The following is a 21,570-nucleotide window of genomic DNA, read 5'->3' on the forward strand; positions in this document are numbered from 1 at the left end:
GGGTACGGGTGTCGCAGGTGCGGGTGTCGCGGGTACGGACGGCGGATCCGGTGCCGGAAGAGGTCAGGCCGCCGGGGCCGGTTCGTGGGTCTCGGCGGGCTGCGGGGTGCTCACCTCCCCGCGGTTGCCCGGGTCGGCGCCCAGGATCAGGAGGGCGCCGAGGGCGGCGACGGCCGCGCAGGCCGTCCAGTGCAGCGGCGGCGAGATGCTGTAGAGGAGGCCGCCGACGGCCGGGCCGAGGGCGCCGCCGAGGGTGTGGGCGATGCCTTCCGCACCCTGGTAGCGGCCGCGCAGGTGGGCCGGTGAGAACTCGGCGGGGTACGCGTTGGCGATCGGCGTGTACACGGTCTCGGCGACCGTCCACACCACCACGGTCAGCGCCAGCAGCCAGACGGCCTGCATCGCGCCCGTGAGGGCCATGCCGACGCCCAGCAGGGCGAGCCCGGCGGCGATCACCCGGCGCGGGTTGCGGCGCTCGGTGTGCTTGGTGAGCGGGAGTTCGATGACCACGCAGAGCAGGGCGTTGAGGCCGAGCAGCAGGCCGTACACCTTGTTGTCGAACCCGGCGTCGGTCACGTGCAGCGGGAGGGTCGCGGTGGACTGCCCGTACACGAAGGTCGCGGCGACCATCGAGCCGAGGAAGAGCAGGTACGGGCGGTCGGAGAGCACCTCCCGGTAGCCGCCCTTGCCCTTGCCCTCGGCCGCCTCCGGCGCGGGGGCTTCCACGGGCGGGCGCCCGCCCGGCAGCGTGCTCAGCGCGAGCACGCCGAAGGCGAAGGAGAACAGCGCGTCGCCGAGGAAGACGTACGTGTACGAGGCCCCGCTGAGCAGGCCGCCGACGAGCGGGCCGACCGCCATGCCGACGTTGATGGCGAGGCGCAGGACGGCGAAGGCCGTCACCCGCTGCTTCTCGGGGACCACGTCGACGAGCAGCGCGCCGGCCGCGGGCCGGTACAGCTGGGCGAAGACGCCGACGAGCCCGACCAGCGCGGTGGTCGCGAACAGCCCGTCCGTCAGCGGGACGAGGGCGGTGGCGGCGCTGCTGCCGAACATGGACACGGCGATGGCGGTGCGCCGGCCGAACCGGTCGGCGACCGTGCCGCCCACGGCGTTGCCGATGAAGGCGCCGACTCCGACGACGCCGAGGGCCACACCGGCCTGGAATGCGGAGAATCCCTGGGCGACCAGGAAGAGCACCAGGAATACGTTCAGGAAATTGCCGAATTTGATGAGGAACATTCCGGAGAAGATCACCCAGGCGCTTCTGGGCAGGTCTTGCAATCGTCGGCGCAAGGGGTCCTCGCCGGCCATGGGGGGCTCCTTCTCGATCGGGGGATGCATCACCGATGCGGTGGCGATCACCATGAAACCCGCCGGTCAAGGCCGTGCCCAGGGCTGAGTGCTGGCACAAAGGGGGCTGGCACATTCCTGCCTGAGCATCCGGAGGGCGGCTGCTGCGTCATTCGTGCCGGGCATGCTTGTGCCAGCCAGAATCCATTTCTCGGCCCGGAATTCTGCTGCAGTGTTCTGGCCATGACCGAACACATGCTTCTCGTCGTCGGCGGACGGATACAGACGCTGCGCAAGGCGGCGGCCCTCGGAATCCGCTTCGTGCTGATCCAGCACAAGGACCAGTTCGTGCCCGAGGCCGCCGAGCTGGCCGAGGCCGTCCTCATCGCCGACTACACCGACTGGGACGTCACCCGTCCGCTGGTGGAGGCCGCGCAGCAGGCGTACGGGTTCACCCGGGTCGCCTCGATCACCGAGCCGGGCCTGGTCCCGGCCGGCCGGATCAGCGACCACCTGGGGCTCGGCAACACCTCCGAGGAGGTCGCCGAGCTGCTGCGCGACAAGCACGCGATGCGCCGCCACCTGGCCGCGTCCCCCTCCCCGCAGGTGCGGGCCCTGTCGGTGGCCGCCGCCGAGGTGGACAGTGCCGAGGCGCTGACCGGCTTCGGCGCCGAGCACGGCTACCCGTTCGTGCTCAAGCCCGTGGACGCCACCGCCAGCCTGGGCGTCGTACGCATCGACGGGCCGGAGCAGGCCGCCGAGGCCTGGGCCGGGGTGGAGGCCCTGCGGGCCCGCACCGACCTCCAGTGGGGGGCGTTCTTCACCATCGGCCGGTTCATCGCCGAGCAGTACATCCCCGGTCCCGAGTACAGCGTCGAGAGCTTCTCGTTCGCCGGCCGGCACATCGTGCTCGCGGTGACCGAGAAGCTCACCGGCGGCGGGTTCATCGAGCTCGGCCACGCCCTGCCGGCCCGCCTCGACCCGGCGGACGAGCGGCGGGTCGAGGAGGCCGTCGCCCGCTTCCTGGACGCGATGGGCCTCACCGACGGGGCCGCCCACACCGAGCTGCGGCTCTCCCCGACGGGTCCGCAGATCATCGAGAGCCACAACCGCATGGGCGGCGACCGGATCTTCGACCTGCTGGTCTCGGCCTACGGCATCGACCTCGAAGAGTGGATCGTGGCCTGGCAGTTCGGACTGATCCCCGCCCTCACCGAGCGCCCCGTCCCCCGCCACGCGGCGGCCACCCGCTTCCTGTCCGCCGAGCCGGGCACGGTCGTGGAGATCCAGGGCGCGGACGATGCCAGGGCGCTGCCCGACGTCATCGACGTGGAGACCACCGTGCGGCCCGGCGACACCGTCGGGGAGCTGCGCGGCAACTGGGACCGGGTCGGCCAGGTGCTGGTCACCGGGGCGGACACCGAGGCCGCCGTCGCCACCGCCGAGCGGCTCACCGAGAAGGTCACCGTCGTCACCACCACCGCCCCCTCCGTCTCCCATGGAAAGACCGCGTCATGAAGATCCTGCTGATCATGCGGAACACGTACGCGTGGCACCGCGAGCACATCGAGACCCTGGAGCGGATGGGTCTGGAGATCCACCTGGCGACCCGGGTCGCACAGGCCGCCGACGACGGCCGGTTCGCGAACGTCGTACCGATCCCGGAGGAGCTGGAGGGGGCGGAACTCGCCGAGTTCTGCGCGACCGCGGCCCGCCGGCTGGGCATCGCCTCGGCGATCACCTTCTACGACAGCGACATCGCCGTCACCTCCCGGGTCAACCAGCTCCTCGGGCACGCCTGGCCGCGCCCCGAGGCCGACCTGATCTCCCGCGACAAGCAGCTCCAGCGCTCCTTCCTGGAGCGGCACGGCCTGCCGGGCCCGAAGTTCGCGGGCGTCACCGGGGTCGAGGCGGGTCTCGCCGCCGCGGAGGCCTTCACGTACCCGTTCATCGTCAAGCCGAGCGCGCTGGCCGCCAGCATCGGTGTCAGCCTGGTCCGCGACCGCGCCGAGCTGGAGCGGGCGCTGACCGACGTGGCCCGTCTCGCCGAGGAGTGGGGCGGCTACTTCCCCAGCGACGGCCCCGAGATCGCGCTGCTGGAGGAGTTCCTCCCGGGCAAGGAGGTCACCCTCGACGGGGTGGTCCTGGACGGCACGTTCCACCTGGTCGGCGTCACCAACAAGATGCAGATGCCGGGACCGTACTTCGAGGAGGACTTCTACACCCTCCCGTTCCGCACCCCGGAGGAGGAGCCGGAGCTGGTCGCGGTCGCCGAAGGCATCGTGGCGGGCCTGGGCGTGCGGCACTGCCTGTTCAACGCCGAGTTCCGGCAGGACTCCGAGGGCCGCTACCGGGTCGTGGAGTTCGCCACCCGGATGAGCGGCGGCCAGAACTACCGCAACCTGCGCGAGGTCCACGGCATCGACGCGGTCCGCCTCTACGCCAAGGCCGTGCTGGCCGGGGACGATGCGTCCGCCCTCGGCGCGCTCCTGGACGGCGAGGTGCTCCGGGCCGCGGCCCCGCGCGCCGCCACCTGCATCAAGTTCGCGTACCGGACCGGGACCCTCGTCCGCAACAACCCCGGCGACGCGACGCACTCCCCGTACTTCCGCTCGTACATCCCCGCCTCGAAGCCGGGCGACCGGCTGCGGCGCGCCCCCGAGGGGTGGTACGAGATCGCCGGCTCACTCGCGGTGGCCGCGCCCTACCGGAGCGCCGCCGACATCGACCGGGTGGAGCGGATCGCCGCCGACCTGGACGAGCGGCTCGACGTGGTCGTCGTACCGGCCGCCTGACCGGCGCGCCCCGACCGGGGCGGTGTTTCACGTGAAACATCGCCTGCCGTTTCACGTGAAACATCGCCCACCGCCCGGGACTTCGCCCGGCACCCCTCCACTCCACACTCCACCGACCGCGGAAAGAGCCCCACGTGCACGCCAACGACCCCGTGTTCCGGATGGGAATCACGGAGCCCACCGCCATCGACCCGTACAAGGCCCAGGAAGGGGAGGGCATCCTCGTCTGCAAGGCCCTGTTCACCGGACTCCTCGCCCTCGACGAGGACGGCGCGCCGATCCCGGCCACCGCCCGGTCCTGGGAGAGCGACCCGACCGCCACCACCTGGACCTTCACGCTGCGCGCCGGCACGGTGTTCAGCAACGGCGAGCCGGTCACCGCGCACAGCTTCGTACGCGGCTGGGCGCGGGCGCTGGACCCCGAGGCGAACACGGAGACCGCGTACCACCTGGCGGGCGTGCGCTCCTTCACGGCGGTGGACGACACCACGCTGGTGGTCGAACTGACCGAGCCGGACGTGCAGTTCGATCTGAAGACCCTCCAGCCGATCTTCAGCCCGGTGCCGGAGTGCGCCGGCCCGGCGCTGAACCCTCAGTACAACGACCTCCCGGTCGGCAACGGTCCGTTCAAGATGGCCGGTCCCTGGGAGCACGGGGTGGCCATCCGGCTGGAGCGCAACGACCTGTGGGCGGGGCCCGCGCCCGAGGTGCGCGAGGTGCACATCGACATCCTCGACGCGGTCACCGGCCTGGACGACGAGTACGCACGCTTCCTGGCCGGCGACTACGACTACGCCCGGATCCCCCCGGCGCGCACCGCCGGGGCGGCCGCTCTCGACGGGTTCCTGGAGCAGGAGGGCGCCGGCCTCTTCTACCTGATCCCGTTCTGCCACCAGGCGCCGATGGACTCGCTGGACGCCCGCCGGGCCCTGTCCGCGGCCATCGACCGCCAGGGGCTGATCGACACGTACTTCCAGGGGCGGCGCAGCGCGGCCCACTCCCTGCTCTCCCCCTGGTTCGGCAAGGCCCACACCCCGCTCGCGGAGCTGAGCGCCGACGCCCCGGACTCCGGCTCCGACTCCGGCTGGTCGGTCTTCGACCCCGCGCGGGCCCGCGCGGCCGCCCTGCGGGCGGGCCTCGGACCGGGCAGCCGCGTCGAGTTCGCGTACAACACCGGCGCCGGACACGACGACTGGGTCAAGGCGCTGGCCCGCGGCCTGGAGGAGGTCCTGGGCTGGCGGATCGAGCTGCTGCGCACCGATGCCCGCGGGCTGGTCGACCACCGCACCTCGATCGCGGCGGCCGGGTTCTGCCGGGCCGGCTGGGCCTGCGACTACCCGACCCCCGACAACATGCTCTTCCCGCTGCTGCACTCCTCGTGCACGGCGCCCGACGCCGAGGGCACGGCCCACGGCGACAACGAAGGCCGCTACGTGAACCCGGAGTTCGACGCCCTCGTGGCACGCGCCCGGGCCTCCACGGACCCCGCCGAGCGCGCCGACGCCTGGCGCCGCGCGGACCGTACCGCGATGGCGGACCTGGCGCTGATCCCGCTCTGGTACCGGACCGACCAGCGGGTCCACGCCGCGGACCGGATCACCGGCCTGCGCATCGACTTCGACGGAAACCCCACCCTCACCACTGTCAAGGCAAGGAAGACCACCCGATGAGTGCGAGCACGACTCCCGTCCACGACATCCTCGGCATCGGCTTCGGCCCCGCGAACCTGGCCCTCGCGATCGCCCTGGAGGAGCGCGAATCGCCGCTGACGGCCCGCTTCCTGGAGGCCCGCCCGAGCCCCGAGTGGCAGCCCGGGATGCTGCTGGACGGCTCCGACATCCAGAACCACCCGAGCCGCGACCTGGTGACCCTGCGCAACCCGCGCAGCCGCTACACCTTCCTGAACTACCTGCACGAGCAGGGCCGGCTGCTGCGCCACCTCAACCTCCCCTCGGAGTTCCCGCTCCGCAAGGAGTACGCGGGCTACATCCGCTGGGCCGCCGGGTTCTTCTCGCACCTGGTCGACTGCAACCAGCGGGCCGCGCGCGTCGAGATCGTCGAGGAGTTCGGCGAGCGCCTCTACGAGGTCACCACCATGTCGGGCGGCCGCTACCTCGGCCGCACGCTGGTGATGGGCCCGGGCCGCACCCCGTACGTGCCGGCCCCGTACGACACGCTGCGCACCCCGCGCGTGTTCCACCTGACCCAGTACCTGCCGAAGCTGGCGGAGCTGACCGGCGAGGGGCCCGCCCCCGAGTCGGTGGCCGTGATCGGCGGCAGCCAGAGCGCCGTCGAGCTCGCCCTGGACCTGCACCGCCGGTTCCCGCGCACCAAGGTGACCACGTACACCCGCTCACACTCGCTGCGGCTGAAGGACACCAGCCCCTTCAGCGAGGAGGGCTACTTCCCCGAGTTCACCGAGTACTACTTCCGGGCCTCCCGCGAGGGCAAGAAGGCCCTGGACGCGTACATGCACGGCACGAACTACTCCTCCGCCGACGGCGACGTGCTGCGCGATCTCTACATGACGATCTACGAGCAGGAGCTCGACGGCGACCAGAAGGTGTTCGTCCGCGGCAACCACGAGGCCGTGGGCGTGACCCCGGAGGGCGGGGACCGGATCGCCCTGGACTTCGTCGAACGGACCACCGGCGAGCGGATCAGCGAGAGCGTGGACTTCGCGGTCCTCGCCACCGGCTTCCGCAACATGGGCCCCGGCCCGCACGAGGAGCTGTGCCCGCCGCTGATGGCCCCGATCGCGAAGCTCTTCTCCACCGAGCCGGACGGGCGCCTGCAGGTGTCCGCCGACTACGCGCTCGAACCGGTCGCCGACGGGACCCCGCCGCTCTTCCTGAACGGCCTGTGCGAGTCCAGCCACGGCATCGGCGACGCGGGCTCCTTCAGCCTCCTGTCGCTGCGCGCCGCGACCCTCACCGACGCCCTGACCGCCCGCCTGACCGGCGCCGCCACCACCGCCGCCGACCGCAGCGCCGTACTCGCCGCCGCCTGACCGGAAAGGTCCCCGTTCCCCATGACTGCCACCATCGACACCCCGGTCGCCTCGGCCCCGCGGGTCTACACCGCCCCCGTGATCACCGGCCCGCTGCCCGGTCCGCGCAGCGCCGAGCTGCTGGACCGCCAGGCCGGCCGCGAGTCCAACTCCCGCTCCTACCCGCGCAAGCTGCCGATGGCGATCCGCCGCGGCAAGGGCTCCTACGTGGAGGACCTCGACGGGAACGTCTTCCTCGACTTCCTCAGCGGCGCCGGCGTGCTCTCCCTGGGCCACAACCACCCCGAGCCGCTCGCGGCCGCCCACCGCCAGCTCGACGAGTTCGTGCACGGGCTGGACTTCCCCACCCCGGTCAAGGACGAGTTCACGGACCTGACCATCGGGATGCTGCCGGAGCCGATGCGCGAGCGCACCCGGATCCACTTCTGCGGGCCGACCGGTGCCAACGCCGTCGACGCCGCCCTCAAGCTGTGCAAGACCGCCACCGGCCGCGAGGAGATCATCACCTTCCAGGGCGGGTTCCACGGGGCGACCCTGGCCGCGCTGAGCGTCACCGGGCTCGTCGAGCAGAAGGAGCCGGTCCGCGGCCGGATGCCGGGCGTGCACTTCTTCCCGTACTCCAACTGCCACAACTGCCCGCTCGGCCTGAAGCGCGACAACTGCCAGGTCAACTGCGCGGCGTTCCTGGAGAAGGCGCTGACCGACGTCAACGGCGGGATCACCCTGCCGGCCGCCGTGATCATGGAGCTGGTGCAGGGCGAGGGCGGGGTGATCCCCGCCGAGGTCGAGTTCGTCCAGCGGATCCGCGAGGTCACCCGGCGGCTCGGCATCCCGCTCATCGTCGACGAGGTGCAGAGCGGCTGCGGCCGCACCGGCACCTGGTTCGCCTTCGAGCAGTACGGCATCGAGCCCGATGTCGTGTGCGCCTCCAAGGCCCTGTCCGGCATGGGCCTGCCGGCCTCCGTGATCCTCTACGACGAGAAGCTGGACGTCTGGAAGCCCGGCGCCCACTCCGGCACCTTCCGCGGCAACCAGCCCGCGTTCGCCGCCGGCGTCGCCACCATGAAGGTCGTCAAGCGCGAGCGCGTCCTGGAGAACGTCCGGGCCCGCGCCGACCAGCTGATGGTCCACCTCCAGGGCCTGCGCGAGCTCAGCCCGTACGTGGCCGACGTACGCGGCCTCGGCCTGATGACCGGCGTCGAGCTGACCGACCCGAAGACCGGGCTGCCCGCCGACAAGCTGGCGAAGCAGGTCCAGTGGGAGGCGGTCAGCCGCGGCCTGATCATCGAGCTCGGCGGCCGTGACGACTGCGTCGTACGCATGCTGCCGCCGCTGAACTGCTCGGCCGGCGAGATCGACCAGGCCGGCCGGATCATCCGCGAATCCCTGACCGCGGCCCTTGCCGCGCTCGGCCTGGCGACGACGGCGGGTGTCCGATGACCACGCACGACACCACGGTCCAGGACCTGGTGGTGGCCGGGTTCGGCCCCTCCGGGATCGCCCTGGCCGCCGCCGTCGAGGACCACGACGACGCCACCGGCGCCGCCCCGCTGGCCGCGCGCTACCTGGAGAAGGCCGCCGACTCCGCCTGGCAGCCCAACCTGGTCCTGCCCGGCACCGACATCCAGCACCACTTCCTGCGCGACTTCGCCACCCCGCGCGATGCCCGCTCCCGCTTCACCTTCCCCCACTACCTCCAGCAGAGCGGCCGCTTCTACCCGTTCACGCTGATGGGCGGCTACGTCAGCCGCCTGGAGTGGTCGGACTACGTGCAGTGGGCCGCCGGCCAGGTCCGAAGCCCCGTCGAATACCACCGCGAGGTGCTGAGCATCGAGCCCGTCACGGGCGCCGACGGCCGCGTCCGCACCGCCCGCGTGCTCTCCCGGGACACCCGCGACGGCTCCCTGCACACCGTGGAGGGCCGCAACATCGCGCTCGCCACCGGCCACGAGGCGTACGTACCGGAGCTGCTGCGCCCGCACCTGGGCGAGCGGGTCTTCCACGCCTCGAAACTGCTGCCGGGACTGGCCGCCCTCGACGACCGCCCACTGCGCAGCATCGCCGTCATCGGAGCCGGCCAGACCGCCGGAGAGATCGTCCTGCACCTGGCGGCCCAGCACCCGGACGCACAGATCCACTCGGTCGTACGGCACGCGGGCTTCCGGATGTACGAGCTCGGCCACTTCAGCAACGAGGTGTACTTCCCCGACGAGACCGACTACTTCTACGGGCTCGAAGGCGAGCAGCGCGAACGCGCCCTGGACCAGGCCCGGGCCACCAACTACGCGGCCGTGGACCCCGACGTCTCCACCGCCCTCTACCAGGCCGTCTACCAGGACCGGTTCACCGGCCGGCAGCGCCTGCACATGCACAAGCGCACCGAGATCACCGCCGTCGACCAGACCCCGGACGGCCGGGTGCTGCTGCGCACCGGCGAGGTGTTCACCGGCGAGAGCGGCCTGATCGAGGCCGACGCCGTGATCGTCTGCACCGGCTACCGCGAGACCGCCCTGCCCCGCAAGCTCGCCGCCTTCGTCCCCCACCTGCGCCTGGACGCGCAGGGCCGCCCCGAGGTCACCCGCGCCTACCGCGCCCGTACCACCGACGACTGCGAGGTCGGGATCTACCTCGACGGACTCACCGAGTGGCGGCACGGCATCGGCAGCGCCACCTCCTTCAGCCAGATGGCCGCCAAGGCCGACACCATCCACCGCGACCTGCGCACCCGCCTGCGCCGGCCCGTCGCCGCCTGATTGGACCCGTACGCGATGCACATCTTCACCGCCCACGAGGACGACATGGTCTTCGAGGAGCCGTACAACGTCAGCGGCCGGCGGATCTTCCCCTGGCCCGAGGCCGTCGAGGAGCCCAACTGGGGCGGCGCCTGGGTCGACGTGGCGCCCGGCGCCACCTCCACCCCGCACGACCACGACGAGAACGAGATGTTCTTCATCGTCGAGGGCAGCGGGGTCATGCGGATCGGCGCCGAGACCCGCCGGGTGCGCGCCGGCGAGACCGTGTTCATCACCCCGCTCCAGGACCACGACCTGACCAACGACGGCGACGTCCGGCTGCGCTTCGTCACCATCTGGTGGGGCGGCTCGGACGCCGTGGCCCGCGACCGCGCCAAGTGGGCCGCCGAGTTCGGCATCACGGACCCGGGCTCCGGCCCTGCCACGGCCGCGGCCGCGGACCGGCAGGTGGACGCATGAGTCCCATCGTCCACGCGCACGCCGACGCCATCGTGGTCGGCGGCGGGGTGATCGGCGCGGCCATCGCGCACCAGCTCGCCCTCGCCGGCATCGGCCGGATCGTCCTGTGCGACCAGGGCCGGGTCAACGCCCAGGGCGCCACCTCGCGCTCCGGCGGGCTGCTGCGGCTGCACCACACGGCCGTCGCCGACACCCGGCTCGCCGCCCGCAGCCTGCCCGTCTTCGAGCAGTGGTCGGACGTCATCGGCGGCGACTGCGGCTACCGCCGCACCGGCTTCGTCATGATCGTCGGCGAGAACCACGCCGAGGACCTGCGCCACAACGCCGCCGCCTCCGCGGACGCCGCCGGATACCGCCGCGTCGAGGTCATCGACGCCGCCGAACTGAAGGAGATCTACCCCGGCCTGCGGACCGAGGGCGTCGCCCTCGCCGCGTACGAGCCCGAGGGCGGCTACGCCGACCCGATGGCCGCCTCCGCCTCGCTGCTCACCGCCGCCTACCGGCTCGGCGTGTCCCCCTCCGAGGGCATCCGGGCCATGAAGGTGCTGGAGAGCGCGGGCACCGTCACCGGCGTCCTCACCTCCATCGGCCGCATCGACGCCCCGCTGGTCGTCCTCGCCGGCGGCGCCTGGGGCTCCGCCCCGGCCGAGCACCTCGGCATCCACATCCCCGTCACCGCGCGCCGGATCGGGCTGGCCCAGGCCGAGCTCCCGGGGGCCGGCCGGCGCGGGTCGGCGGCCTCCGTACCGACCTGCATCGACGACACCACCGGCAGCTACTTCCGGCCCGACGGCCTCAACCGCTTCTACTTCGGCGTCCCCAGCAAGCCCGACACCGAACTGGGCCGCGACGTGGAGCCGCTGACCGAGGCCGAGCTGGAGTCCGCGATCGCCGCGATCGCGGACCGCGTCCCGGCCGCCGCCACCGCCCCGCTCGCGGGCACCCGCTCCGGACTCGACGGCTACACCCCCGACAAGCGCCCGGTCGTGGGCGCGGCCGGCCCCGACGGGCTGTACCTGGCCCTCGGGTTCAGCGGCGGCGGCTTCAAGCTGGCGCCCGCGGTAGCCGAGCTCGCCGCCAAGGAGATCGTCGAGGGAGGGGCCGTACCCGGCAAGGCCGTGCAGGAGCTGCTGGAGCCGTACCGGCCACAGCGCTTCCTCGCGGGCCGCCCGATCCGTCCGGAGGCCCCGTATGACCACATGTGAGACCGGCCCGGAGACCGAAGTGCGGCGGCCGCTGCGCGAGGTGCTGCGCGAGGACGTGCGGACCGTCCTCGCCAAGGACCCGGCCGCCACCTCGCGCGTCGAGGTACTGCTCTACCCGCACATCCACGCCCTGTGGACCTACCGCGTCGCGCACTGGCTCTGGGGCCGCGGCCACCGCGTCAGCGCCCGCGCCCTGTCCCTGCTGGCCCGCGCCGTCTCCGGCATCGAGATCCACCCCGGGGCCCGGATCGGCCGCCGCTTCTTCGTCGACCACGGCACCGCCGTCGTCATCGGCGAGACCGTCCGCATCGGCGACGACGTGATGCTCTACCACCAGGTCACGCTCGGCTCGGTCGGCTGGTGGAAGGACCTGCGCCGCCCCTCCGGATCCCGCCGCCACCCCGTCGTCGGCGACCGCGTCGTCATCGGCACCGGGGCCAGCGTCCTCGGCCCCGTCACCATCGGCGCCGACTCCCGGATCGGCGCGCACTCGGTCGTCCTCGACGACCTGCCGCCGCGCAGCCGCGTCGTCGCCGCCGCCTCCGCCGCCCTGCCGCCGCTCGACACCGCGGCCCCCCTCGACTCCTCCGCCCTGACCGTCCCCGAAGGAACCCACGCCTCATGACCTCGTACGTCGTCACCAGCGCCCCGCCGAACCCGAACGGCGACCTCCACCTCGGCCACCTCTCCGGCCCCTTCCTCGGCGCCGACGTCCTGACCCGCCACCTGCGCCAGCGCGGCCACGACGTGCGCTACGTGGGCTACTCCGACGAGCACTCCTGCTACGTACCGCGCCGGGCCGCCGAGATCGGCTCCACCGCGTACCCGACCGCGAAGCTCTTCGGCGACCGCATGGAGGAGACCCTCTCGCTGGGCGCCATGCACCACGACTGGTTCACCCGCCCCCTCACCGACTCCACCCACACCGAGTTCGTGCAGCGCTTCTTCCTCGAACTGTGGGAGTCCGGCGCCCTGGAGGTGCAGGAGCTGCCCGTCTTCCACTGCGCGCCCTGCGAGCGGTACCTGTACGAGGCCGAGGTGCGCGGCGAGTGCCAGTTCTGCGCCGCGCCCTCCGACGGCGTGTACTGCGAGGCCTGCGGACTGCCCCAGGACCCGGCCGGGCTCGCCGCCCCCCGGTGCACCGCCTGCTGGAACGCCCCCGAGACCACGACCATGCGCCGCATCGTCTTCCCCCTGGAGCGCTACCGCGAGCGCCTCCGGGCGTACTACGCCGACGCGCAGGCCAAGGCGGAGTGGCGGCCCCGCCTGATCTCCTACCTGGACGGCCTGTTCGAGCGGGATCTGCCCGACACGGCGATCAGCCGCGAGGCGGACTACGGCATCCCGGTCCCGCTGCCCGGCTGGGAGGGCCACATCCTCGACACCTGGTTCAGCGGTATCTGGGGCTACGCGGCGGGCACCGCCCGGGTCGCCGAGGCGAACGGCGACCGCTCGCAGTGGGAGCGGCTGTGGACCGACCCCGAGACCCGGATCGTCAACTTCATCGGCTTCGACTGCTCGTTCTCGCACGCCGTGCTGTGGCCGGCGCTGCTGCTCGCCCAGGGTGAACTGACCCTGCCCGCGCAGGTGGTCATCAACGAGTTCTACCGGCTGGAGGGCGACAAGTTCTCCACCAGCCGCGGCCACGCGATCTGGGGCGGCGAGTTCCTGCGCCGGGTCAACGCGGACGCGCTCCGCTTCCACCTGTGCCTGACCGGCCCGGAGCGGGCGCAGAACAACTTCTCCATGAAGGAGTTCGCGGACACCCTCAGCACCGTCCTCGCCGGCGGCCTGGAGCGGTGGACCGACACCGTACTGGACCTGCTCGCCCAGGACTTCGACTCCGTCGTACCGGCCGCCGGGCCCGCCGACGGCCCGCTGGCCGCCGAACGCGCCGCGCTGCCCGGGCAGATCGCGGCCGCCCTCGGCGCCGAGGCCTTCTCCCCGCAGCGTGCCGCCGACGTCCTGGCCACCGTGATCGAGCGGGCCGACGCCGACCTGCGGCAGCTGGCCCTGCTGCGGGCCGCCGGACCGCGCGCCGAGTACGCCGGGCGGCTCGCGGTGCACGTGGAGCTGCTGGCCGCGGTAGCCGTCACCGCGGCGCCGCTGATGCCGGGCTGGTCCGCGTTCCTCGCCGGGCACCTGGGCCTGCCGGTGGACCTCGGCACGCGGATGCCCGTGTGGGACGGCGTGGAGGGGCGGCTGCTGGCGCCGGGCGCGGCGCTGCCGGCGGCCACCCCGCTGTTCTTCCACGAGTTGTCGTGACGCGTAGGGACACCTGGTCCGGCGGCGCCGCGAAGGTGCTGGGGGCCGTCCTCGGGGCCGGGGCCCTGCTGCTGCCGGCGGCCCTCGGCACGCGGCCCGGCCCCTGGACCGGGGTTGCCGTGGCGGGGGTGCTGGCCGGCTGGTGCCTGCTGGTCTCCGCCGCCGGCGGTACGGAGGATTCCGGGCCCGTGGCCTTCGTACGGGACCGGCTCGGCCCGGGGCCTGCCCGCGCGGCCACCGCGCTCTACTTCGGCGGCTTCGCCACCGGGCAGGCGGGAGTGGCCCTGGGGGCCGCCGAGTTCGCGCTCGGGGACTCCGGCTGGCGGGCGTACGCGGTCGCCTTCGGGGTGCTGTGCAGCGCCGCCGCGTACGCCTGGTGCGTCCCGCACGGGCTGTCCCCGGCGGGGCGGCGGCTCCGGCTGGCCGCGGTGCTGGCGCTGGCCGTCTCCTGGCGGGCGCTGGGCGGGCCGCTGCCGGGGCCGGGCGGCGAAGGGTGGGGCGCATTCCTGGTGGCCGTGCCCCTGCTCTTCGGCTGGGTCGGCCTCGAAGGGGCGGTCCCCGCCCTGCCCCGGCGGCGGGCCCTGGGCGGCACCCTGCTCGGCATCGCGCTCGCGGCCGCGCTGTACGCCGTACTGCTGGCTCCGCCGGCCACCGCCGCGCAGGCGCCGCCCCCGGCCGCGGCGGCCGCTCTCGGGCTCGGCTCCGCCGCGCTCTGCTGGACGTACTGCCGCACCAACCTCCACGCCACCGCCGCCCGTTGGACCGAGCTGACCGGCCGGACCCGGCGCGGCGGGCTCGTGGCCGCGGGACTGATCGCCCTCGCGGTGCTCGCCCTCGGGCGGGCCGCCCGCTGGGACCTGCCCGTCCTGCTCATCGGCCCCGGTGCAGCCACCGCGGCCCTGTTCACCCTCATCGCCGTGGCGGCCGTACGCCGCCCCCGTCCTCAGGAGCACACCGACCATGACCACTCAGACCGTCTCCGTGTCGTCGAAGGTGCTGCGCGTTCCGCCGGCTGACCCGGCCACCGCCGCGGCCCACTTCCACCGCCGCTTCACCTTCGAGGCCGACGTCGCCGACGTGCACGCGGACGTGGAATCCGGCGCCGGGGGCTTCGTCCTCGTCGACAGCCGCAGCGCCGAGGCCTGGGCCCAGGGCCACATCCCGGGCGCCGTGCACCTGCCCACCGACGAGATCGGGGCGCGGGCCGCCGAACTGGTGGCGCCCGGCAGCGTGGTGGTCACCTACTGCTGGGGCCCGGGCTGCAACGGCGCGACCCGGGCGGCGTACGCCTTCGCGAGCGCCGGGTACCAGGTCAAGGAGATGCTCGGCGGCTTCGAGTACTGGTCCCGGGAGGGCTTCCCGGTCGAGGACTCCGCCGGCACCCGCCAGTCGCCGCCGGACCCGCTGACGGCCCCGGTCGGGGAGGGCGCGGCCTGCGGCTGCTGAACCGCGGTCAGAGCAGCCCCTCCTCCACGGCCCGCTGCCCGAGCTGGAAGCGGCTCTGCGCGTCCAGCTTCTCCATCAGCTCCGAGATGAGCCGCCGCTCGCTGCGCAGGGAGATCCCGAGCCGGCGCGCGGCGGCCTCGTCCGTATAGCCCTGGGCCAGCAGGCGCAGCAGCTCGCGCGGCTGCGAGCCGGGGTCTTCGAGGCTGCGCCGGGGCGGCTCGCCGAACGGGGTGGCCGTCTCCCACACCGAGTCGAACAGCGCGCAGAAGGCGGCGACGGCGCCCGGCTCGCGCAGCAGTACCGCGCCCTGCGCGCTGTCCGCCGGGTCGATCGGCATCAGCGCGAACTCCCGGTCGGCGATGACCATGCGCATCGGCAGCGAGGGGGCCGTCCGCACCTCGCCGCCCCGCTCGGTCAGCCAGCGGGCGTGCTCCAGGCTGCCGGCGTCGTTGCGGATGGCGTCCTGGTAGACGGTCCGGATCTTCACGCCGCGCGCGATGAGGTCCTCGGTGATCGGCTCGCTGGCCTTGAACTGCGCGGCGGGGACCGGCCCTCCGGGATGGAAGCTGATCGACTCGCGGCGGGTCCGGGCGGACATCTCGCTGAGCTTGGCGCGGACCGCCTCGACCCCGAGGAACCGCTCGGCCTCGTGCGCGGGCTGGGCCGGATGCAGTTCGGCGTACTGCGACAGCAGCGCGCTGGCGGCGGCCTGGCTCTCGGCGAGGGCACGGTGGCGCTGGGCGATCTCCGCCTGCTGGTGGGCGAGCAGCGAATCGAGCGCGGCCTTCGGGTTCACCGCCCGCAGCCGCCCGTCGGTCCCCCAGGAGGGCGCGAGGAGGGAAAGCCGCGTCAGCTCCTCCAGGTCCGCGCGTACGTCGTCCTCGGACCGCGCGAGTTCGGCGGCGACGTCGGCGACGGCGATGTCCGGCCGTCGGAGGACGAGGCGGTAGAGCGCGTCGGAACGTTCGGTCAGCCCAAGAGAAACCAACAAGAGGAGCCCCCCAGCTCGCGGTTCGGAGCGGCAGCACGACTGTGAACCTGAACCGACAACGCTGGCGGTCTGCGGCCCCTCCGACGGGCCGATCTTGCACCCTGGATTGTCCATACCGGCCAGCGCCCGCACAAACACCGTCCATCACGCGGACACGGCGAGCGGGCTGGCACGGATATGTCAGATCGCTTTGTGCCAGCTCAAACCGGCGACACGGCCCTGCCCGGCTCGGCACGATGGCGGCACGCCGGAACGAGAGATCCGGCCAACCACCCCCGCCCCGCCCGCATCCGCATCCGCATCGGCCCGATAAGAGGCACCGTCACCATGCGTCGCAAGTTCGTCACTCTGATCACCGTCACCGCCGCCGCCCTGATCGCCGTGATCGCCACCGGCACCGCCGGCCAGGCCCAGAGCCTCGCGTCCCCGCCCAAGGACCCGGGCTGGTCGGTATCAGCCCCCCAAGACCCGGGCTGGTCCTGAAACCCGAAGCGCCCCACCCGAGGGATCGGGTGGGGCGCTTCGTGAGCTGTAGGCCATGTCGGACTCGAACCGACAACCAACGGATTAAAAGTCCGCTGCTCTGCCAATTGAGCTAATGGCCCGCGTGTGCTCACCCCAGAGCATAGCCGGAGACCAACCGTCAGCCGATCGAGTATCGGCTGACCGGGCCCGGCGCGGGTCGCAAAACGCGGACAGGGCCCCCACGACGGTGTCGTGGGGGCCCTGTCAGTCAGTCAGATCAGCCGTTGCGCTTCCAGCGGGGCTTGTCGTCGCGGCGGCCGCCGAAGGAGCCGGTCGAGCCGGAGCCGGAGGGGCGGTTGTCGTCGCGGCGGCCGTACGGGCGGTCGCCGCCACCGGAGCGGAAGCCACCGGACGGACGGTCGCCACCGGAGCGGAAGCCGCCACGGTCGCCACCGCGGTCGTCACGGTTGAAGCCGCCCGACGGACGGTCGTCGCGACGGAAGCCGCCGGAGGGACGGTCGCCACCGGAGCGGAAGCCACCGGACGGACGGTCGCCACCGGAGCGGAAGCCGCCACGGTCGCCACCGCGGTCGTCACGGTTGAAGCCGCCCGACGGACGGTCGTCACGGCGGAAGCCGCCACCACGGTTGTCGTCACGACGGTCGCCACCGGAACGGAAGCCACCGGACGGACGGTCGCCGCCGGAGCGGAAGCCGCCACGGTCGCCACCGCGGTCGTCACGGTTGAAGCCGCCCGACGGACGGTCGTCACGGCGGAAGCCGCCACCACGGTTGTCGTCACGACGGTCGCCACCGGAGCGGAAGCCACCGGACGGACGGTCGTCGCGGCGGAAGCCGCCACGGTCGCCACCGCGGTCGCCGCCACGGTCGTCACGACGGTTGTCGCGGCGCTCGTAGTTGCCGCGGTCGTCGCGGGCCTGGAAGGACGGACGCTCCTCGGCGGCCGGCGTGGCCGCGACGGCTGCCGCGACCTCGGCCTCGGCGGCCTCGACCACCTCGGCCACAGCGGCCTCCGGGTCCTCGCCGCGCTCGCGGGCGGAACGGGCGACCAGGCGGTCGGCCTCCTCGCGCAGCTCGGCGGCACGGCGCGTCAGACGCTCCAGCTGCTTGGTGAGGTCGGCGACCTCACGCTCGGCCTGCTTGGCGGCGTTGTTCGCGGAGTCGGCCTGGACCTCGGTGAGCGAACGCGCACCGGTGATCTCGGCGACCTCCGGGTCGAAGGCGCCGGCGCCCTGGACGATGTGGCGCGAGGCGTCGACGCCCGCGTCCTCCATCAGGCGGAAGATCTGGCGGCGCTGGTGCGGCAGGGCCAGGGAGACCACGACGCCCGACTTGCCGGCACGGGCGGTACGGCCCGAGCGGTGCAGGTAGTCCTTGTGGTCGCCGGCCGGGTCCACGTTCAGGACCAGGTCGATGCCGTCGACGTGGATGCCTCGGGCGGCGACGTCGGTCGCGACGAGCGCGTTGACGTAGCCGTCCTTGAAGTCCGCGAGGACGCGGGTACGGGCGCCCTGCGTCATGCCGCCGTGCAGCGCGTCGGCCTTCACGCCGGCCTCGACGAGCTGCTCGGCGATGCGGTCGGCGCCCAGCTGGGTGCGGACGAAGATGATGGTGCGGCCCTTGCGGGCGGCGATGGCGGCCGTGACCGGCGCCTTGTCCTTCGGCTTCACGACGAGGACGTGGTGCGTCATGGTCGTGACGTTGCCCTGCGCGCTGTCGACCTCGTGCGTGACGGGGTTGGACAGGTAGCGCTTGACCAGGGTGCCGATCTCGTTCTCCATGGTGGCGGAGAAGAGCATGCGCTGGCCGCCGCCGGGGATCTGGTCGAGCAGCTCGGTGACCTCGGGCAGGAAGCCCAGGTCGGCCATCTGGTCGGCCTCGTCGAGGACGGCCACCTCGACGTTCTCCAGGGAGCAGGCGCCGCGGTTGATGATGTCGCGCAGACGGCCCGGGGTGGCGACGAGGACGTCGACACCGCGCTCCAGGGCGTAGATCTGGTTGCCCATCGAGGTACCGCCGCAGACGACCTTCATCTTCAGGCCGAGCACGTCGCCGTACGGCTGGAGGGCGTCCGCGACCTGCATCGCGAGCTCACGCGTCGGCGTGAGGATGATCGCGCGGGGCTTCTTCTTCTCGGTGTGGCCACCGGCCAGGCGGGCCAGGGTGGGCAGACCGAAGGAGAGGGTCTTGCCGGAGCCGGTGCGGCCGCGGCCGAGGATGTCCTTGCCGGCCAGGGCGTCCGGGATGGTCGCGGCCTGGATCGGGAAGGGGGCGGTGACACCGTTCTGCGCGAGCTTGCGCACGACGCCCTCGGGCAGACCGAGGTCGCCGAAGGTGATGGTGGGCTCGGCGTCGGCGTCGTCCGCCTCGGCGTCGATGGACTGGTCGGTCGTCACGTCGGCCTCAAGGGCCTCGATGATCTCGTCCGCTTCAGCGGCCTCGATCGCCTCGGTGACCACAAGGGCCTCGACGGCGTCGACGATCTCGTTCGAGTCGTTCTCGGGCATGACGGCACGGTCAGAACTGGAAATGGACATGCGAAATGCGAAACCTTCCGGAGTCTCGGCACGCGCCCAAACTCCGTGAATCGCAAATCGACCGCCTCAATGCGGTCAGCCACGGCTAGGGAGAGTACGCGCCACACGGCGCTCTTCGGATTCGGCGCCGGGCAATGGGATCAAACGATCTATAACCATACGCACCCTCCCCCGGGTCTGGCAAGTCGCTCCGACCAGAACCCCCCTGACCTGCGACGATCCCCCAGATCCGGAGGACCGGCACCCGTCCGGCACCACCCCCCGGGAGCCGTCGGCCGCCCTTAGGTGGCCGACGCGGAGGGCTCCGGAGCCGGGGGCGTCGGGGCCGGCGGAGTGGGCGAAGTCACTGGCGGCGGGGTCGGCGACTGGGCGGGCGGCGGAGTGATCTGCGTCCCACCGGAACCACTGCTTCCGGATCCGCCCGAGGTCGGCTGCTGCCCCTGGCCGCCGGGTCCGCCTCCCGGACCGGCCGACGGCGAGGGAGCCCCGGGCCGACCGGCGGGCGCGCCCGGGCTGGGGGAGGCCCCGGTGGCACCGGACGCCTTGCCGTCCTCGGCCGGCTTCCCTTCCGCACCCGTCGCGCCCGGCTTCGAACCGTGGCTGTTGCCGCGGACCCCCGAACCCCTGCCGGAAGCGGAACCTCCGGCCGCCTCCGCGGCCGCCTTGCGGTCCGCCGACGAGGAGGGTCCGGGCCTCGCGCCGTCCTCGCCGACGCTCATGCAGCCCGCCGTGGCCGCGACCGCGAGCACGGCGGCGGCCAGCCGGAGGGAAGCGGACAACTGGCGCACGGGGCACCTCCTGGGGGTCCCACGGCGGCAGCCGGGGGTGGACGGTCAGGGTCCGCGGAGAGCGGGTCAATGTGCCCAACTCCCTTTGCCCCGTAAGGGACACGCCCTTGGGGACACCGCCTGTCCGCAATCCGCCGGCCACGCGCGCCCGCCCACCACCCATGCACCCACCCGCCCGCCGGCCCACCGGCCGGCCGGCCGGCCGGCCGGCCGGCTCAGGCGAACAACTGCCGTGCCACCTGCGACCCCAGCGTCACCGCGCCCAGCCCCGCCAGCACCGAGGCCGCCACGTTCGCCGCCGCCAGGAACCGCCAGCCGCGCTCGTACAGCCGCAGCGTCTCGTACGAGAACGTCGAGTACGTGCTCAGCGCCCCGCACAGCCCGGTCCCCAGCAGCAGGTTCAGCCGCGCCGAGGCCGCACCGGCCAGCACCGCCCCCGTCAGCAGCCCGAGCACCAGGCAGGCGGCCGTGTTCACCACGAACGTCCCCCACGGGAACACCGAGTCGTGCCGCGCCTGCACCGCACGGTCCGTCAGATAGCGCAGCGGCGCCCCGACGACCGCACCCGCCACCACCAGCAGCCAGGTCACGCCCGCCCCCGCAGCGCGAGGCGGGCCGCGAAACGGGTCGCCGAGGCCGCCGCCCACACCGCGCCCAGCGCCGCGACCACCGTGAGCCCGGCGTACGCCAGCGCAGTCCCGGGCTCCCCCTCCTCCAGCAGCCGCGAGAAGTCCACCGCGTACGTGGAAAAGGTGGTGAACCCGCCGAGCACTCCGACCCCCAAGAACGGCCGGACCAGCGGATGCGGCGCCGACCGGCCGCCCTCGCTGATCAGCACCATCAGCACCCCGATCAGCGCGCAGCCGATCGCGTTGGTCCAGAACGTCGCCCACGGGAAGCCCCCCGGCCCGGCCGGCCACAGCAGCGCCGTCCCGTACCGCGCCGAGGACCCGAGCGCGCCGCCCGCGGCGATCGCGGCGAGCACCGGGCCGGGCCGTTCGGCGCGCTGCCCGGGCACATGGAGGTCGACGTCCGGATCGATCGCCTCGGCGGGGTCGCCCCCGCCACGCCGCTGCGGCCCGGTCACCCGTAGCCCAGCGCGTGCAGCCGCTCGTCGTCGATCCCGAAGTGATGGGCGATCTCGTGCACCACGGTGACCTCCGTCTCCGCGATCACGCTCTCCCGGTCCTCGCACATCCGCAACGTGGGGTTCCGGTAGATCGTGATCCGGTCCGGCAGCACCCCGGCGTACCACTCGCCGCGGTCGGTCAGCGGGGTCCCCTCGTACAGACCGAGCAGCTCGGGATCGTCCGCCGGCGGTTCGTCCTCGACGAACACCGCCACGTTGTCCATCAGCCGCGTCAGCTCCGGCGGGATGCGGTCCAGGGCCTCTGCGACGAGCTCTTCGAACTCCTCGCGCGTCATCTCCAGCACCGGGCCATTGTCCCTCCGGTGGGGGCACCTGCCGCATGCGGGGGAGAAACCGTTTTGGCGATAGCTCCCCGGATCCCATATGCTTCTCACGTCCCCGACGCGCTGGAAAGCG

20 protein-coding genes and 1 tRNA gene are annotated in these 21,570 nt (G+C 73.1%); 13 read left to right on the forward strand and 8 right to left on the reverse strand.

The annotated features are described in order from the left end of the window. Positions 1–63 precede the first annotated feature (63 nt). Positions 64–1,311: an MDR family MFS transporter gene (locus tag OG509_RS18025; protein WP_406183529.1), complete on the reverse strand. Its 1,248-nt coding sequence runs from the start codon at positions 1,309–1,311 to the stop codon at positions 64–66. Positions 1,312–1,533: 222 nt separating this feature from the next. On the opposite strand from OG509_RS18025, the gene OG509_RS18030 reads away from it, so the two are divergent. The 12 genes from OG509_RS18030 (at position 1,534) to OG509_RS18085 (ending at position 15,223) form a co-directional block, all read left to right on the forward strand. Continuing rightward, on the forward strand, positions 1,534–2,808 hold the full coding sequence (locus OG509_RS18030) for an ATP-grasp domain-containing protein (protein WP_406183530.1): 1,275 nt from the start codon (positions 1,534–1,536) through the stop codon (positions 2,806–2,808). Continuing rightward, a complete protein-coding gene (locus OG509_RS18035) occupies positions 2,805–4,085 on the forward strand; it encodes an acetyl-CoA carboxylase biotin carboxylase subunit family protein (protein WP_406183531.1) in 1,281 nt (426 codons plus the stop codon). The genes OG509_RS18030 and OG509_RS18035 overlap by 4 nt, the downstream gene beginning before the upstream one ends. Before the next feature lie 134 nt (positions 4,086–4,219). Further along, positions 4,220–5,755 carry an ABC transporter substrate-binding protein gene (locus tag OG509_RS18040; RefSeq protein WP_406183532.1) on the forward strand — a complete coding sequence of 512 codons (1,536 nt, stop codon included), beginning with the start codon at positions 4,220–4,222 and terminating at the stop codon, positions 5,753–5,755. Then, the gene (locus OG509_RS18045) at positions 5,752–7,095 is read left to right on the forward strand and encodes a lysine N(6)-hydroxylase/L-ornithine N(5)-oxygenase family protein (protein WP_406183533.1); all 1,344 of its coding nucleotides are present in this window, start codon (positions 5,752–5,754) and stop codon (positions 7,093–7,095) included. The genes OG509_RS18040 and OG509_RS18045 overlap by 4 nt, the downstream gene beginning before the upstream one ends. A 21-nt stretch (positions 7,096–7,116) precedes the next feature. Then, positions 7,117–8,535 carry a diaminobutyrate--2-oxoglutarate transaminase family protein gene (locus tag OG509_RS18050; RefSeq protein ID WP_406183534.1) on the forward strand — a complete coding sequence of 473 codons (1,419 nt, stop codon included), beginning with the start codon at positions 7,117–7,119 and terminating at the stop codon, positions 8,533–8,535. Beyond that, positions 8,532–9,848, forward strand: a complete 1,317-nt coding sequence (locus OG509_RS18055; RefSeq protein ID WP_406183535.1) for a SidA/IucD/PvdA family monooxygenase — start codon at positions 8,532–8,534, stop codon at positions 9,846–9,848. The genes OG509_RS18050 and OG509_RS18055 overlap by 4 nt, the downstream gene beginning before the upstream one ends. A 15-nt stretch (positions 9,849–9,863) precedes the next feature. Beyond that, positions 9,864–10,307 (forward strand): cupin domain-containing protein, encoded by a 444-nt coding sequence (locus OG509_RS18060; RefSeq protein ID WP_406183536.1) that lies wholly within the window; start codon positions 9,864–9,866, stop codon positions 10,305–10,307. Beyond that, on the forward strand, positions 10,304–11,512 hold the full coding sequence (locus tag OG509_RS18065; RefSeq protein ID WP_406183537.1) for an NAD(P)/FAD-dependent oxidoreductase: 1,209 nt from the start codon (positions 10,304–10,306) through the stop codon (positions 11,510–11,512). The genes OG509_RS18060 and OG509_RS18065 overlap by 4 nt, the downstream gene beginning before the upstream one ends. Further along, a complete protein-coding gene (gene epsC, locus OG509_RS18070) occupies positions 11,499–12,137 on the forward strand; it encodes a serine O-acetyltransferase EpsC (protein ID WP_406183538.1) in 639 nt (212 codons plus the stop codon). The genes OG509_RS18065 and epsC overlap by 14 nt, the downstream gene beginning before the upstream one ends. Then, positions 12,134–13,777 (forward strand): methionine--tRNA ligase, encoded by a 1,644-nt coding sequence (locus tag OG509_RS18075; protein ID WP_406183539.1) that lies wholly within the window; start codon positions 12,134–12,136, stop codon positions 13,775–13,777. Before epsC ends, OG509_RS18075 begins: the two co-directional genes overlap by 4 nt. Continuing rightward, positions 13,774–14,793, forward strand: coding sequence for a hypothetical protein (locus tag OG509_RS18080; RefSeq protein WP_406183540.1), 1,020 nt, complete (start codon positions 13,774–13,776; stop codon positions 14,791–14,793). Before OG509_RS18075 ends, OG509_RS18080 begins: the two co-directional genes overlap by 4 nt. Further along, entirely contained in the window at positions 14,738–15,223 is a 486-nt protein-coding gene (locus OG509_RS18085; RefSeq protein ID WP_406183541.1) for a rhodanese-like domain-containing protein, read from the forward strand. The genes OG509_RS18080 and OG509_RS18085 overlap by 56 nt, the downstream gene beginning before the upstream one ends. A 7-nt stretch (positions 15,224–15,230) precedes the next feature. On the opposite strand, the gene OG509_RS18090 is transcribed toward OG509_RS18085, so the two are convergent. After that, positions 15,231–16,214 (reverse strand): DUF6879 family protein, encoded by a 984-nt coding sequence (locus OG509_RS18090; RefSeq protein ID WP_406183542.1) that lies wholly within the window; start codon positions 16,212–16,214, stop codon positions 15,231–15,233. 192 nt (positions 16,215–16,406) lie between these two features. Here OG509_RS18090 and OG509_RS18095 point away from each other — a divergent pair, with 192 nt between their 5' ends. Next, the gene (locus OG509_RS18095; protein ID WP_406183543.1) at positions 16,407–16,697 is read left to right on the forward strand and encodes a hypothetical protein; all 291 of its coding nucleotides are present in this window, start codon (positions 16,407–16,409) and stop codon (positions 16,695–16,697) included. A gap of 49 nt (positions 16,698–16,746) precedes the next feature. Here the strand turns inward: OG509_RS18095 and OG509_RS18100 are convergent. From OG509_RS18100 to OG509_RS18125, 6 genes are all read right to left on the reverse strand, one after another. Beyond that, positions 16,747–16,819 (reverse strand) — tRNA-Lys (locus tag OG509_RS18100). Between the two features lie 137 nt (positions 16,820–16,956). Next, positions 16,957–19,236 carry a DEAD/DEAH box helicase gene (locus tag OG509_RS18105; RefSeq protein ID WP_406183544.1) on the reverse strand — a complete coding sequence of 760 codons (2,280 nt, stop codon included), beginning with the start codon at positions 19,234–19,236 and terminating at the stop codon, positions 16,957–16,959. 281 nt (positions 19,237–19,517) lie between these two features. Then, positions 19,518–20,024, reverse strand: a complete 507-nt coding sequence (locus tag OG509_RS18110) for a hypothetical protein (RefSeq protein WP_406183545.1) — start codon at positions 20,022–20,024, stop codon at positions 19,518–19,520. 215 nt (positions 20,025–20,239) lie between these two features. Next, positions 20,240–20,614, reverse strand: coding sequence for a fluoride efflux transporter FluC (locus OG509_RS18115; RefSeq protein WP_406183546.1), 375 nt, complete (start codon positions 20,612–20,614; stop codon positions 20,240–20,242). Further along, complete coding sequence (locus OG509_RS18120) at positions 20,611–21,111, reverse strand: FluC/FEX family fluoride channel (RefSeq protein ID WP_406183547.1); 501 nt, start codon at positions 21,109–21,111, stop codon at positions 20,611–20,613. The genes OG509_RS18115 and OG509_RS18120 overlap by 4 nt, the downstream gene beginning before the upstream one ends. Then, positions 21,108–21,458 (reverse strand): metallopeptidase family protein, encoded by a 351-nt coding sequence (locus OG509_RS18125; protein ID WP_030160118.1) that lies wholly within the window; start codon positions 21,456–21,458, stop codon positions 21,108–21,110. Before OG509_RS18125 ends, OG509_RS18120 begins: the two co-directional genes overlap by 4 nt. Between the last annotated feature and the right edge of the window lie 112 nt (positions 21,459–21,570).

Source organism: Streptomyces sp. NBC_01006 (assembly GCF_045162725.1).
Taxonomy (GTDB): Bacteria; Actinomycetota; Actinomycetes; order Streptomycetales; family Streptomycetaceae; genus Streptomyces.

What these genes read in the sequence shown, in the direction of transcription:
- OG509_RS18025 (WP_406183529.1), bottom strand. Translation starts at nt 1,311, where the DNA reads ATGGCCGGCGAGGACCCCTTGCGCCGACGATTGCAAGACCTGCCCAGA.
- OG509_RS18030 (WP_406183530.1), top strand. Translation starts at nt 1,534, where the DNA reads ATGACCGAACACATGCTTCTCGTCGTCGGCGGACGGATACAGACGCTG.
- OG509_RS18035 (WP_406183531.1), top strand. Translation starts at nt 2,805, where the DNA reads ATGAAGATCCTGCTGATCATGCGGAACACGTACGCGTGGCACCGCGAG.
- OG509_RS18045 (WP_406183533.1), top strand. Translation starts at nt 5,752, where the DNA reads ATGAGTGCGAGCACGACTCCCGTCCACGACATCCTCGGCATCGGCTTC.
- OG509_RS18050 (WP_406183534.1), top strand. Translation starts at nt 7,117, where the DNA reads ATGACTGCCACCATCGACACCCCGGTCGCCTCGGCCCCGCGGGTCTAC.
- OG509_RS18055 (WP_406183535.1), top strand. Translation starts at nt 8,532, where the DNA reads ATGACCACGCACGACACCACGGTCCAGGACCTGGTGGTGGCCGGGTTC.
- OG509_RS18060 (WP_406183536.1), top strand. Translation starts at nt 9,864, where the DNA reads ATGCACATCTTCACCGCCCACGAGGACGACATGGTCTTCGAGGAGCCG.
- OG509_RS18065 (WP_406183537.1), top strand. Translation starts at nt 10,304, where the DNA reads ATGAGTCCCATCGTCCACGCGCACGCCGACGCCATCGTGGTCGGCGGC.
- epsC (WP_406183538.1), top strand. Translation starts at nt 11,499, where the DNA reads ATGACCACATGTGAGACCGGCCCGGAGACCGAAGTGCGGCGGCCGCTG.
- OG509_RS18075 (WP_406183539.1), top strand. Translation starts at nt 12,134, where the DNA reads ATGACCTCGTACGTCGTCACCAGCGCCCCGCCGAACCCGAACGGCGAC.
- OG509_RS18085 (WP_406183541.1), top strand. Translation starts at nt 14,738, where the DNA reads ATGACCACTCAGACCGTCTCCGTGTCGTCGAAGGTGCTGCGCGTTCCG.
- OG509_RS18105 (WP_406183544.1), bottom strand. Translation starts at nt 19,236, where the DNA reads ATGTCCATTTCCAGTTCTGACCGTGCCGTCATGCCCGAGAACGACTCG.